The 13,035-nt window shown below is 47.5% G+C and carries 11 protein-coding genes; 7 read left to right on the top strand and 4 right to left on the bottom strand.

Going from position 1 to position 13,035, the window contains the following annotated elements; all coding sequences use genetic code 11:
* Window positions 1-169: 169 nt before the first annotated feature.
* Together BC792_RS12390 and guaB are read right to left on the bottom strand one after the other, a co-directional pair.
* On the bottom strand, window positions 170-289 hold the full coding sequence (locus BC792_RS12390) for a 30S ribosomal protein THX (protein ID WP_148909329.1): 120 nt from the start codon (window positions 287-289) through the stop codon (window positions 170-172).
* Between the two features lie 93 nt (window positions 290-382).
* Window positions 383-1,858: an IMP dehydrogenase gene (guaB, locus tag BC792_RS12385; protein ID WP_148909328.1), complete on the bottom strand. Its 1,476-nt coding sequence runs from the start codon at window positions 1,856-1,858 to the stop codon at window positions 383-385.
* 222 nt (window positions 1,859-2,080) lie between these two features.
* On the opposite strand from guaB, the gene BC792_RS12380 reads away from it, so the two are divergent.
* The 4 genes from BC792_RS12380 (at window position 2,081) to gap (ending at window position 7,921) form a co-directional block, all read left to right on the top strand.
* Entirely contained in the window at window positions 2,081-2,560 is a 480-nt protein-coding gene (locus BC792_RS12380) for a hypothetical protein (protein ID WP_148909327.1), read from the top strand.
* A gap of 468 nt (window positions 2,561-3,028) precedes the next feature.
* Window positions 3,029-6,028 (top strand): protein translocase subunit SecDF, encoded by a 3,000-nt coding sequence (secDF, locus tag BC792_RS12375; RefSeq protein WP_148909326.1) that lies wholly within the window; start codon window positions 3,029-3,031, stop codon window positions 6,026-6,028.
* Between the two features lie 292 nt (window positions 6,029-6,320).
* Window positions 6,321-6,920: a TlpA family protein disulfide reductase gene (locus BC792_RS12370; protein WP_246155032.1), complete on the top strand. Its 600-nt coding sequence runs from the start codon at window positions 6,321-6,323 to the stop codon at window positions 6,918-6,920.
* Window positions 6,920-7,921, top strand: a complete 1,002-nt coding sequence (gene gap, locus BC792_RS12365; RefSeq protein ID WP_211357534.1) for a type I glyceraldehyde-3-phosphate dehydrogenase — start codon at window positions 6,920-6,922, stop codon at window positions 7,919-7,921. The genes BC792_RS12370 and gap overlap by 1 nt, the downstream gene beginning before the upstream one ends.
* 13 nt (window positions 7,922-7,934) lie before the next feature.
* Here gap and BC792_RS12360 read toward each other — a convergent pair whose 3' ends face one another.
* Window positions 7,935-8,711, bottom strand: coding sequence for a TIGR02757 family protein (locus BC792_RS12360; protein WP_148909323.1), 777 nt, complete (start codon window positions 8,709-8,711; stop codon window positions 7,935-7,937).
* A 185-nt stretch (window positions 8,712-8,896) separates the two neighbouring features.
* Here BC792_RS12360 and rlmF point away from each other — a divergent pair, with 185 nt between their 5' ends.
* Window positions 8,897-9,814 carry a 23S rRNA (adenine(1618)-N(6))-methyltransferase RlmF gene (rlmF, locus tag BC792_RS12355; RefSeq protein ID WP_148909322.1) on the top strand — a complete coding sequence of 306 codons (918 nt, stop codon included), beginning with the start codon at window positions 8,897-8,899 and terminating at the stop codon, window positions 9,812-9,814.
* Window positions 9,815-10,071: 257 nt separating this feature from the next.
* Here the strand turns inward: rlmF and glmM are convergent, their stop codons facing one another.
* The gene (glmM, locus tag BC792_RS12350) at window positions 10,072-11,457 is read right to left on the bottom strand and encodes a phosphoglucosamine mutase (RefSeq protein WP_148909321.1); all 1,386 of its coding nucleotides are present in this window, start codon (window positions 11,455-11,457) and stop codon (window positions 10,072-10,074) included.
* Between the two features lie 169 nt (window positions 11,458-11,626).
* Here glmM and BC792_RS12345 point away from each other — a divergent pair, with 169 nt between their 5' ends.
* Together BC792_RS12345 and BC792_RS12340 are read left to right on the top strand one after the other, a co-directional pair.
* Window positions 11,627-12,226: a phosphatase PAP2 family protein gene (locus tag BC792_RS12345; RefSeq protein WP_148909320.1), complete on the top strand. Its 600-nt coding sequence runs from the start codon at window positions 11,627-11,629 to the stop codon at window positions 12,224-12,226.
* Window positions 12,223-13,035 (top strand): ZIP family metal transporter, encoded by an 813-nt coding sequence (locus BC792_RS12340; RefSeq protein WP_148909319.1) that lies wholly within the window; start codon window positions 12,223-12,225, stop codon window positions 13,033-13,035. Before BC792_RS12345 ends, BC792_RS12340 begins: the two co-directional genes overlap by 4 nt.

The following is a 13,035-nucleotide window of genomic DNA, read 5'->3' as shown; positions in this document are numbered from 1 at the left end:
TTGCAAAAATATCTTCCGGAAAAAGACTCGGACTATTGGATGGTAATGCTTTGAATAGTATGTTTGCCATATTGTTTGGGTACACCTAAAAATAACCATTTTTTAGGACAAACAATAAAAATCCCCGACACTTTCACGTATCGGGGATTCCTTTTTAAAAAAAGGCTTTTTAGACAGCGCCTTCTTCTTTTTTCCGGGTTATCTTAGGGCCTCTTTTTTTTGGTCTTTTTTTTCCGAACGACCCCATTATAATTTTTCCCCGCTTCGTTTTTTTATCACCTTTACCCATAACTAAGTGTTTAAATTTATAATTTGTTGATCGATTGAAAACAAAATAACAATTAATCAGCTTAAATCCAAGACTTAATTACACTTAAGGAGTTTATCCCCTGCTATTATAATTCGGAGCTTCCTTCGTGATAGATATATTGTGCGGATGCGATTCCCGTAAACCAGCTCCTGTAATACGGACAAACTGTGCGTCTTTCAAACGCTCTATAGTAGCTGCCCCGCAATACCCCATTGAGGCGCGTAGCCCGCCGATATACTGGTAAACAACTTCGGCCAACGTGCCTTTGTACGGAACCCGCCCCACAATACCTTCGGGTACAAGCTTCTTTATATCATCTTCCACATCCTGAAAATAACGGTCTTTAGACCCTTTCTGCATCGCCTCCAACGATCCCATTCCGCGGTACGATTTAAACTTCCGTCCTTCGTATATTATCGTCTCTCCGGGTGCTTCTTCGACACCGGCAAACAACGATCCCGCCATAATGGTATCCGCTCCGGCCGCGATAGCCTTCGCTATATCACCGGTCTGTTTAATTCCCCCATCGGCAATAACCGGTACACCGGATCCTTTTAATGCTTTAGCGACCTCATAGACCGCATACAGCTGTGGCACACCAACTCCGGCGATAATACGCGTCGTACAAATAGACCCAGGGCCAATCCCTACCTTCACCGCGTCTGCCCCCGCTTCCGCTAATGCTAGTGCCGCTGCCGCTGTTGCGATGTTGCCGACAATAACCTGCAACTCCGGAAATGCAGCTTTTACCTCTTTCAGCTTTTCGATAACGCCTTTCGAATGCCCATGCGCCGTGTCGATCGTCACCACGTCTACGCCGGCTTTAACCAATGCAGAAACACGCTCGATGGTGTCACCCGTCACGCCGACGGCGGCACCCACCAACAGTCGTCCGTGACCGTCCTTCGCCGCATTAGGATAGTGTTTATATTTCTGAATATCTTTAAACGTGATAAGCCCCTTTAAGTTGCCTTCTGTATCAACAACGGGAAGCTTTTCAATTTTATGGTTCTGTAAAATCTCTTCCGCCTTAATCAGATCTGTTCCTTCCGGTGCAACAACCAAGTTGACCTTAGTCATCAACTCGTTTATGGGTTTTGCCATATCCTTTTGAAAGCGTAGATCTCTGTTCGTTACAATCCCCACCAGTTTGCCTGTTGTGCTGACGATAGGAATGCCGCCGATTTTATGGTCCTTCATGATCTTAAACGCATCTCCAACCGTGGCCCCCTCGAGCAACGTCACCGGGTCCTGAATCATTCCGCTTTCCGAGCGCTTTACCTTTCTTACCTCAGCAGCCTGCTCCTCAATCGTCATATTCTTATGTAGCATTCCTATACCACCCGCCTGAGCTATCGCAATGGCTAGATCAGCACCTGTGACCGTGTCCATAGCAGCCGAAACCAACGGAATATTTAACCTGATCTTCTTTGTCAGATACGTACTCGTATCAACGTCGCGCGGCAGAATTTCTGAATAAGCTGGAATTAATAAAACGTCGTCGTATGTGAGACCTTCAGCTACGAATTTTTGTGGATCTAATTGCATATGGCAAATATCTTTGGAGTTTCTATTTGCCAGGCAAATTTACGATTTTTCCGAAATTAATCAAAATATAAATCTTTTTTGTAAAAGGATGACATTAAGATTAAAAAGCCCCGCCTGAATATTTTACAGCCCCGCTCTGGCGTTTTGGCAAACTATTTGCATACAGTTGAAAAAAACCTTATCGAAAATCGATGGGTTATGAAATTATATAAGTAAAATATCATGAAAAAAGTATTTTTAACTTTATTAGCTGCTTCTTTTATAACAGTTGGTTTTCAAAAAGCTAACGCCCAGACACCTTATAATACGGCGCTGGGATTGGGCATAGATCTTGGCGATGGGCAGACGCTTGTCGGACCACAGATAAAACATTCTTTCGGTGGCGCCAACGCCGGTAATGCACAGGTGCTTTTCGGCGATAACCACGTGTTAATCGGCGCCGATTACTCGTACAATCGCCAATTTCCCGGAACAAACGGGTTGGGCTGGTATGTAGGTGTGGGGCCTCAGTTGAGCTTCGTCGACCGTGGAAACGATGACGACACCTACTTCGCTATTCGCCCCGCCGCGGGCTTGGAATACAAGATTCCAGCAGCGCCATTGGCCTTCCACTTCGACTGGAAACCTTGGTGGAACTTATCAAACAATACCAACTTTGAAGCCGCGCGTTTCTCGTTGGGCTTTAAGTTTACGTTAAACTAATCTGACCTTAGCGGCTGACGCTGCAAAAGGTAACGCGGAAACGCGTCATTGCGAACGAAAGAAGACGGCACAATGTACTACGGGTATCAAACCTCCGTGTGTCACCCGCCCGCAATGACGCGTTTTTTTACATCTGTGTCTTCCTTAAACGCGTAAGTCACAGGCCCGAAACATGTTAGCCATAAGAAAAATACGCATCTCGCCCTAGCGGTGCACCGCCAACCATCAATGGCGGTCCGCGGATATTCCTGTCGGCCCTCCAGCTGATCCGAAGAGCCTCTCACCTCACAAAAGAGCAATCCTAACAACGGTCGTTCTACGTCGCAAATTTTGTTTGTATATATAGCGAATTGTGTTTTCTTTCTACAAAATTTTTATACCTTTGCGATTCTTGGCTAAGTAGTATTAAGCTAAATCGTTAAGTAAAAAATATATAAACTATATCAAACAAATACACGAATACAGACAATGCAGAGTAAAGGGCTGATTAAATTTTTGGTAGTAGTGGTATCAATAGCATGCCTCTATTCCCTATCATTCACATTTGTTACAAGAAAAGTAGAACGAGAGGCTGCTGAATACGCAAAAGGCGATATGGCCAAAGAAAAAGCGTATTTAGACTCCATGGCAGGCGAAGAGGTTTATAACCTGGGACTTGCTAAGTTCACCTACAGAGAAGCTAAAGCACATGAACTGGCTTTGGGTCTCGACCTTAAGGGGGGAATGAATGTAACCATGGAGATTTCTTTGGACGAACTGATCAAAAATCTGGCGGGCAACCCGAAAGATGATAAGTTCAATAATGCCCTAAATACGGCACTTCAAAGAAGCAAGTCAGAAAACAAAGGTGTTGTCGATCTTTTCGTCGACGAATACAAAGCCTCGGGTACATCCACACCACTGGCCAGTTTCTTCGCTTCTAAAGACAACTCGGCGTTAATAAAAGCAACCAGCTCTGATAACGACGTCCGTACTTTCCTGAACAGAGAAGCCGATAATGCCATTCAAAACTCGTATAAGGTATTGCGTACACGTATTGATAAGTTTGGCGTAGCTTCTCCGAATATCCAGATACAGCAAGGTACCAACCGGATCTTAATCGAGCTTCCGGGGGTAAACGACGAGGCTCGCGTTCGCAAACTCCTGCAGGGATCTGCTAAATTGGAGTTCTACGAAACACACGATAATTTCCAGGTATATCCACTGCTGGAAAGCATCAATCAGATACTCGCTTCTTCCATCAAGGCTTCCGACGCGGCGGCAAACACCATTGTAGCGAAAGACTCGACAGCACAGGACAGCACGACCAAGGACGACGACAACCTGTTGGCCAATCTGGGCGCAGCGAAGAACGACAAAGCCGATTCGACAACAGCGTCTTCTGAGCTTGCTGCCAGCAACCCTTTGTTCGCAATTTTAAACCCTGCGACCTTCATCGGCGAAAACGGACAGCCGAGCTTAATGCCTGGACCAATGGTAGGTATTGCGAACCTTAAAGATACAGCACGTGTCAATGAATACCTCAACCGTCCTGAAGTTAAAGCTACCATCCCCGGAAACCTAAAATTGCTATGGGCAGTTAAACCGGAACAAAAATCACCAAACTTTCTATCATTATATGCGATAAAAACATCCGGCACGGAAACTGGAGCAGTGATGACCGGCGACGTAATTACGGACGCCCGCGATAACTTCGACCAGCAAAACCGTCCCGTGGTCTCCATGGACATGAATACCGAAGGTGCGCGTCAATGGAGAAGGATCACGGCTCAGGCAGCTCAAAACAGAGAGGCTATCGCTATTGTCCTTGATGGCGTAGTATATTCAGCCCCTTCTGTAAACGAAGAGATTCCTAACGGTAGCTCGCAGATTTCGGGAAGCTTTACGATCGAAGATACAAAAGACCTTGCCAACGTCTTGAAGGCAGGCCGCCTGCCGACAACGGCGAAAATTGTTGAAGAAGCAATTGTCGGGCCTTCTTTGGGACAAGCGGCCATCGATGCCGGTATTAACTCTGCTGTTATCGGTATCGTCGTTGTAATGATATTCATGATCGCCTACTACAACCGCGCAGGTATCGCTGCTAATATTGCGGTATTGTTTAACGTATTCTTCTTGATGGGTATCTTAGCCTCCCTGAACGCTGTATTAACGCTGCCCGGTATCGCTGGTATCGTATTGACTATGGGTACTGCGGTGGATGCCAACGTACTTATCTATGAACGTATCCGCGAGGAACTCCGCCTAGGAAAGGGCATCCGTCAGGCTATTGCAGATGGCTACAAGCATGCGATGCCGTCGATACTTGACTCCCAGATTACGACGTTCTTGGTTGGACTCGTCCTATTTTTCTTTGGTAGCGGACCTATCCTTGGATTCGCAACTACGCTTATGGTGGGTATCGTTACATCATTATTTACATCGATCTTTATCTCCCGTCTGATATTCGAATATATGCTTAACAAGGATATGAAAGTATCCGTGGCATTCCCGTGGTCGGCAAACACATTACAGAACGCCAACTTCCAGTTTATTAAGAAGCGGAAATTGTTCTATATTATCTCAGCTGTTGCAATCGTTATCTCTTTAGCCTCTATATTTACAAAAGGCTTTACGCTGGGTGTCGACTTTAAAGGCGGACGTACGTATACCGTGCGGTACGACCAACCGGTAAACCTCGAGGACGTTCGTAAAAACCTGGATCAGACATTCAACTCGACTACCGAAGTGAAGACCTTCGGTAGCGAAAACCAGGTTCGTGTAACGACAACGTATCACATCGAGGAAACGAGCGATGAGGCAGACAGCGAAGTATTGACCAAGCTGAACGAAGGACTGTCTAAAATTACCGGAAACAAATACGAGATTTTATCTTCACAGAAAGTTGGTCCTAGTATTGCGACGGATATCAAAGATAGAGCAGTATGGTCTGCTATCTTCTCCATCCTGATTATCGCCGCATATATACTCGTTCGTTTCCGCAAATGGCAGTATTCAGCCGGAGCCGCAATCGCGACCATACACGATGGTATTATCTTATTGGGTCTGTTCTCTATCCTCGATGGTATCGTGCCATTCTCGCTGGATATTGACCAGCATTTCGTAGCCGCAATTCTGACCGTATTGGGGTATTCGGTGAACGACACGGTAGTTGTCTTCGACCGTATCCGCGAGGATCTCTCGAAGTCGGGCTCGCACAGTAAAAAATTCGGAGACATTATCAACCACGCCATTAATACGACATTAAGCCGTACCATTATCACGTCCTTAACCGTAATATTCGTTTTGGTCGTTTTATTTATCTTCGGAGGAGAAGTTATCCGTGGATTCTCTTTTGCAATCTTAACAGGTATCGTTGTTGCGACCTACTCTTCTATTTTCTTGGCTGCTCCGGCAGTACACGATCTAGGAAAGGGCAAACATATCTCCGAGGAGAAACCTGCGACGCCGAAAGTCGTCACGCCATAACGAAGAAATTTATTGTTTGGATTCCGATAAAAAGGCTTCTGCAAATAGGCAGAGGCCTTTTTTATATAGAAGATAATCTTCCTTGTATCCATACGGCCACAAAAGACGCTTTGCACCGCTTGGCATCTACCATATCCGGTATGGCCATACACGACAACCTGACGGCCTTATAATTCCCTCTTTAAATTTTTCAATGGCCGGGAGATCGATAAAAATGCTTTTATATGCAACGGATTTATAATTGTACAATACAGCATTTTTATCTAAGTTTGATACACAAAAATACATGAGCATGAAATATATATTTAGCGGACTTCTATTTACCGCATTGACGGGTATGACCGCCTGCCAGTCCAACAACGATGGCAAAGCAACACATCAAGAACCGGCACAGCAGGAAGCAAACACAGCCCACCCTCATCAGCAACAGGTGCAGACACCAGCGGCGGCTCCCGCGACATCCAAAGAGCCAGCGGCCACCATACCTGCATTCAATTTCTATAAAGTAAAATCAGGCATCAGCTTTACACACACAGACATTCCGGCTAACCGAAATACCGTCTTTATATTGTTTGATCCAAGCTGTGGACATTGCCAGCACGAAACGACCTCGCTGGCTAAAAATTACGGGCGGCTTAAAAACGTCAATATCTACTTCGTCTCCATGAACGACCCCGCATTGATGGCTTCTTTTTTGGAAACCTTCGGCAAAGAACTGGTGGACAAGCCTAACGTGGAAGTGTTGTACGACAGAAATCAGGAATTTATCCAAAAATTCCACGTACCGGCGCAATTCCCTGCAAACTACATCTACGGTCCCGACGGCAAACTAAAAAACAGCTGGGACGGCGAAAAGCAGATCGACTACGTTTTAGCTGAGTTTACCAAATAATGAAAGTTGCTATTAACGGTTTCGGCCGTATAGGCCGGAACACTTTACGGAATATTTATCGGAGAGAGCTTGAAAGTAGACTTGAGGTCGTGGCCATCAACGACCTGACCGACACAGCTACCCTAGCACATTTGCTGAAGTACGACTCGGTGCATGGTCCTTTTATGGAGGAGGTGACGCACGATGAAGAGCATATCATCGTAAACGGAAAGCCCATACAGGTGCTTCGTGAGCCCACCCCGCAGCGGCTTCCATGGAGAGCCCTCAACATAAATGCCGTTGTAGAATCTACAGGCTTTTTCACCAGCCGCGAAAAAGCAGCCTTACATCTAGGGGCTGGCGCAGAACAGGTCATCATCTCGGCTCCCTCGCCGGATAAGGATGTTCCGACGGTCGTACTTGGCGTTAACGACGACGACTTCGACTGGAACACCCCCCTCTTCTCCAACGCCTCGTGCACGACAAACAATGTCGCGCCCTTAGTAAAAATTTTAGACCAAAACTGGGGCATAAACGATGGGTATATTACGACTGTCCATTCAATGACCGGCGACCAAAACCTGCACGACGCCCCACACCGCGATCTACGGCGCGCGCGCGCAGCCTCCTCCTCCATCATACCCACAACTACCGGAGCCGCAAAGGCCATAACAAACGTGTTCCCTCACCTCGAAGGTAAACTCGGCGGTGCCGGAATACGCGTGCCCGTGCTAAACGGATCCTTAACCGACTTTACCTGTACACTGAAACAGAATACAACGGTCCGCGACATCAATGAGGCTTTCAAACACGCCTCAACACATTCCCTGAAGGGTATTTTGTACTATACAGAAGACCCGATAGTCTCTGTGGATATCATCAACAACCCTTACTCCTGTGTCTTCGATGCACAGCTGACATCCATAGTCGGTGGGCTGGTGAAGGTGGTCGGGTGGTACGACAATGAGTTTGGTTATTCCAACCGGATGGTAGACCTGCTTGAGCGGCTGTCGCAGAAATAAAGGCGCCGGCCCGCTAAAGCTCTCCCTCCACGCCGAGGCCAAACAAGGCAAAATCGTATTTTACCGGATCATCGGCGTCAAGCCGCCTCAGGTTTTCGGTCAGCTCGACAGCCGTCTTCCAGTTGACCTTCTCTGAAAGGATCAACCCCAGACGCCGTGCTACACGCTCGACATGCACGTCGCACGGACAGACCAGGTCCCTGGGGCTTATCCTGTGCCATATTCCAAAATCAACGCCCGCCCCATCCTTGCGTACCATCCACCTCAGAAACATGTTTAGGCGCTTGCAGGCCGAATTCTGCAGCGGCGAACTGATGTGTTTCCGTGTGCGGATAGGAAAATCCGTTAGGGAAAAGAAATACGATTTAAAAGCGTTTAGACTGTCCTCCATCATAAATCCGGCACCTGCAGACTCCGACAGCAGAAACGCATCCTCAAGCGAGTTAAAGTGGGTATAATGGTGCCGTAGGAACGCTACAAAGTAGAGCAGGTCGGTGTCGTTAAACGTCCGGTGTTTGAACCCCAGCAATTGCTTCAAGTCTGTTTCCCGGTGCGCTGAAATAAAGTCCCACGGCCGCCCGTCAAAGCGCTGGATCAGCTCATTGCATTTACTAATAATCGTTTTACGTTGTCCCCATGCCAGTACAGCCGCAAAAAAGCCCATAATCTCGATATCCTGCTTTGTCTGAAATTGGTGCGGAATCGATATGGGGTCGTTAGCAATGAAATCAGGCCGGTTAAATAGTTCAACCTTCTTGTCAAGAAATTCTTTAATATCAACGTCTGTCATATCGTTCGTTATGTCCTTAGGCGTAGGCCGCACCGCGCCGACACGCAACGGAAGTTTGCTGCAAACCTGCCGGCTTCCATAGCGTGCGCCGGGTTTGAAGCTTATTGCCCGCCGTGCTGGGCGCTAAATATACCTATTTCTTAAAAACGCAGCAATTTTTATGGTACCTTTGCAGGAAAGTATATATGATGCCCGACAATTCCATACCCCGAAAAACGCTACATCCACGGAATATTCATCTCGCCGGATACGATTTCAAAAAACTCACAAAAGTAAATCCCGCACTCCGCGACTATATGATCACCACACCGGACGGAAGGGAGTCTGTCGACTTTTCTCATCCTTCGGCCGTGCTCCAGCTGAACAAAAGCCTGCTCTCTGCTTACTACAACGTCGCAAACTGGTCTGTTATGAAAAATGGACTGTGTCCGCCGATTCCGGGCAGAGCCGATTACATACACTACCTATCAGACCTTCTGACCACGGCGCCTACGGCAAATCGACGCGGGGCAGACGGCACACGTGTCCTCGATATCGGAACAGGTTCATCCTGCATCTATCCGATTCTTGGACAGCGCATTTACCAATGGAAATTTGTCGGAACGGACATCGATCAGGCCGCATTAAACCATGCGCAGGCCACTTTAAAGGCAAACAGCGGATTGAAAAGGGATATCGAGCTCCGCCTTCAGCCTCATCCTTCACATATTTTTGACGGCGTCATCCAGCCGGAAGAATACTTTGACGCAGTGATGTGTAATCCGCCTTTCTTCCGGTCCAGAGAACATAATTGGCAGAAAACCACGAAAAAATTCAACAACCTGAATCGCGATCAGGATAAGCTGCCGGTACAGAATTTCGGAGGACATCCCAACGAGCTTTGGTGTGAAGGCGGAGAAAGGCAATTTGTACGCACGATGATCTATGAAAGCATGGATTACAGTGAGCAGCTAGGCTGGATCACCTCCCTTATAGCTGATAAAGACAATGTAAAGCCGTTGGTGGCTATACTGGAATACCATCAGGCGCCGGACATAAAGGTGATTCCGATGGCACATGGCAACAAAGCTATCCGTATCCTGGCCTGGCGCTGGCACCGGTAAAAGCAAAAAGAAAGCCAGCCAAAGACGCCTTGAATATCCGCGGTTGGTAAGCACTGCTGGCCAGCCCGCCGCGACAGGGCCGTGGGCGAACCGCCATCCCCAAAAACGCGCGTCGGCGCGAGTAGCGTAGCAACGATAAACCACATGGGATCTGCACACCGGCGTGCACCGATGCATATCCCACGCTACCTATACATTTCGCAGAAGCTCGGCCCTTCGGCTCCCGTGTCAGACAGGAGGAGCCGAAGGAACGATAGCTAATGTTTGATGATATCTTCTATCTCGTGTACAATCTGCTGTGCAATAGTGTCGGCCCTCTCCTGCGTCGGTGCCTCGGAATAGATGCGGATAATAGGTTCAGTGTTCGACTTCCGCAGATGTACCCATTCTTCAGCAAAATCGATCTTCAACCCGTCAATCGTCGTGCACCGTTCATGCGCATACTTCTCACCCATCTTTTGCAAAAGCGCATCGATGTCCAACGAAGGTGTCAGCGTAATCTTGTTCTTCGACATGTAATACGCCGGCAGTTCGGCCCGATAGGCGGACACGGGTTTGCCAAGTTTTGCTAAATGACTTAAGAATATGGCTACACCGACCAATGCATCGCGTCCATAGTGGGAATCCGGATAAATCACTCCACCGTTTCCTTCTCCGCCGATGACCGCGTTAACCTCTTTCATCTTAGCGACCACATTCACTTCTCCTACCGCTGCGGCAAAGTATTCTCCCCCGTGTTTTTCCGTAACATCCCTAAGTGCCCGTGTCGACGACAGGTTAGAGACGGTGTTCCCTTTCGTGCGGGCCAAAATGTAGTCGGCCACGGCAACTAAGGTATACTCCTCTCCAAACAGTTCGCCGTCCTCCATCATGAATACCAGACGGTCTACATCGGGGTCTACAGCTATGCCAAGATCAGCCCCGTTGTCGACCACCGCTCTGGACAAGTCGGTCAGATGTTCTTTCAGGGGCTCGGGGTTATGCGGGAAGTGTCCGTCAGGCTCACAATTGATCTTATAGATCGTTTTAACACCAAGAGCCTCGAGAAGGGCCGGTATAAAAATGCCGCCTGTGCTATTAACAGCATCTACGGCAATTTTAAAGTTCGCACCGCGAATAGCGTCCACATCGACCAGCGGCAGGTCCAGGACAGCCTCTATATGCTTTTGCAGGTAGCTATCGTCCAGACGCTCCCCGCCGAGTTCCTGTACCTCGGCAAAGTCAAAACCCAGGCTCTCGCCCAGCGCTAACACCTGTTTTCCTTCTTCATCACTGATGAACTCGCCCTGGCTATTCAAAAGCTTTAACGCATTCCATTGCCCCGGATTATGGGATGCAGTCAGTATAATACCTCCCGCAGCTTTCTCCATCGGCACAGCCAGCTCTACCGTAGGCGTCGTGGATAAACCAAGATTAACGACGTCCGCTCCGATGCTTTGCAGCGTGCCTATTACTAAATTACTTACCATTCCGCCCGACAAACGGGCATCTCTGCCGACCACGATTTTATTATTGCCCGTTTTCTGCAAAAGAATTTTTCCGAATGCGGCCGTAAATTTCACGATGTCCACGGGCGTAAGTGCCTCGCCTGGTTTACCACCAATTGTACCCCTGATACCTGATATCGATTTAATAAGTGTCATATTCAACAGTTTGATGCGTAAAAATAGACTTATCTTCTAAATTATCATACAAAACTTTCACTTTTACGGTTCTATGCCGTACATTTGCCGCAACATTGTGTCGTCTAATTCACACGTATAAATGTTGCTAATTATTCTTTACTTTTGAGAGTAATAGATCAGATAATTTATGTTAAATCAACTCATTCATTTTGACCAGGAAATATTCCTGCTCATTAACCAAGGATTAAGTAATCCTTTTTTTGATTGGTTGCTCCCTATACTGCGCAATCCATATACATGGGCGCCTTTGTACCTGTTCTTGATCATCTTTTTCATCAAGCATTACGGTAAAATGGGGATATTAATCGTTGCCTTTACGCTGGCTAACTTCGGTATCTCCGACGCCCTGTCGTCGCACCTCATCAAAAAAAATGTAAAACGTGTGCGCCCATGTAACGACTTGGTTTTTAAAAATGAAGTGAATATCCGTGTAAGGTGCGGATCAGGATTTAGCTTCACCTCATCTCATGCTACAAACCATTTCGCTATGGCGTTTTTCTGGATTGCCCTTTTTAGACGCCGTTGGAAACATACACTTTGGCTGTGCATTACGTGGGCCTCGCTCATTAGCTTTTCACAGATCTATGTTGGCGTGCATTATCCCGTCGATATTATCTGCGGCGCCCTTCTCGGCATATTGATCGGTACCGGTGTAGGCTACCTATTCAAACGTTTCTTTCCCGACTTTTTTACCCCTAACCCTACTTCAGCAGCACAAACAGCATGAGTTCCATCTTAATCGTCAGCATATTATTCATATCAGCATTCGTGAGTGGGCTTGCTGTCTTCTTCGTCAAACGGGACAATACAAGTTTACTGAAACTTATACTTTCCTTTAGTGGCGCTTACCTCTTTGGTATCACGGTCTTACACCTCATCCCTCACGTTTATCTGACCGCGACAACCAGTCCGGAAATCATCGGCCTGTATGTGCTGGGAGGCTTCCTGTTTCAACTGATCCTGGAGCAGTTCTCGCAGGGTATAGAACACGGACACATTCACCGGCACGATCATGGTGTTTTCCCGCTTGGGATCATGGTCAGCCTATGCCTGCACGCCTTCTTGGAGGGGATGCCGCTTGCCGCCGGCCACCAGTCCGAGCTCGTATTCGGTATTGCCATCCATCACATCCCCGCAGCTTTTGCGTTGGGTAGCCTCCTTCTGAATACCCATTTGTCAAAAACAAAAATATCCACGTTCATCCTCCTATTCGCGGCCATGACGCCACTGGGCTTCCTGACAAGCAAGGGCATTTCCGAAGGAGAGATGGGCAACATAGCTCAATATTTTGATAAGATAATGGCTATCGTCATTGGTATCTTCCTGCACATCTCCACGACAATACTATTTGAGTCGGGTTCCGCAGACCACCACAAGTTCAATAAGAAAAAAATGATAGCCGTGCTTTTAGGTATTTTGGTTTCGCTGGCTAACTTTTTGTTTGACGGGCATGGACATCACCATGGGGAGCATGGGCCCCACGAACACCACCACCACGACCATACGCACGATCATGGCGACGATCATGGGCATTGA

This window comes from Sphingobacterium allocomposti, from assembly GCF_008124885.1.
GTDB lineage: Bacteria > Bacteroidota > Bacteroidia > Sphingobacteriales > Sphingobacteriaceae > Sphingobacterium > Sphingobacterium allocomposti.
The sequence above is the reverse complement of the archived record's forward strand: the minus strand, read 5'-3'. Positions and strand labels throughout refer to the sequence as shown.

Bases quoted from the DNA above. Each gene is read 5' to 3' on its own strand.
- rlmF (WP_148909322.1), top strand. From the start codon at position 8,897: ATGATGCCCGACAATTCCATACCCCGAAAAACGCTACATCCACGGAAT.
- guaB (WP_148909328.1), bottom strand. From the start codon at position 1,858: ATGCAATTAGATCCACAAAAATTCGTAGCTGAAGGTCTCACATACGAC.
- BC792_RS12360 (WP_148909323.1), bottom strand. From the start codon at position 8,711: ATGACAGACGTTGATATTAAAGAATTTCTTGACAAGAAGGTTGAACTA.
- glmM (WP_148909321.1), bottom strand. From the start codon at position 11,457: ATGACACTTATTAAATCGATATCAGGTATCAGGGGTACAATTGGTGGT.
- BC792_RS12340 (WP_148909319.1), top strand. From the start codon at position 12,223: ATGAGTTCCATCTTAATCGTCAGCATATTATTCATATCAGCATTCGTG.
- BC792_RS12380 (WP_148909327.1), top strand. From the start codon at position 2,081: ATGAAAAAAGTATTTTTAACTTTATTAGCTGCTTCTTTTATAACAGTT.
- BC792_RS12370 (WP_246155032.1), top strand. From the start codon at position 6,321: ATGAAATATATATTTAGCGGACTTCTATTTACCGCATTGACGGGTATG.
- BC792_RS12345 (WP_148909320.1), top strand. From the start codon at position 11,627: ATGTTAAATCAACTCATTCATTTTGACCAGGAAATATTCCTGCTCATT.
- secDF (WP_148909326.1), top strand. From the start codon at position 3,029: ATGCAGAGTAAAGGGCTGATTAAATTTTTGGTAGTAGTGGTATCAATA.
- BC792_RS12390 (WP_148909329.1), bottom strand. From the start codon at position 289: ATGGGTAAAGGTGATAAAAAAACGAAGCGGGGAAAAATTATAATGGGG.
- gap (WP_211357534.1), top strand. From the start codon at position 6,920: ATGAAAGTTGCTATTAACGGTTTCGGCCGTATAGGCCGGAACACTTTA.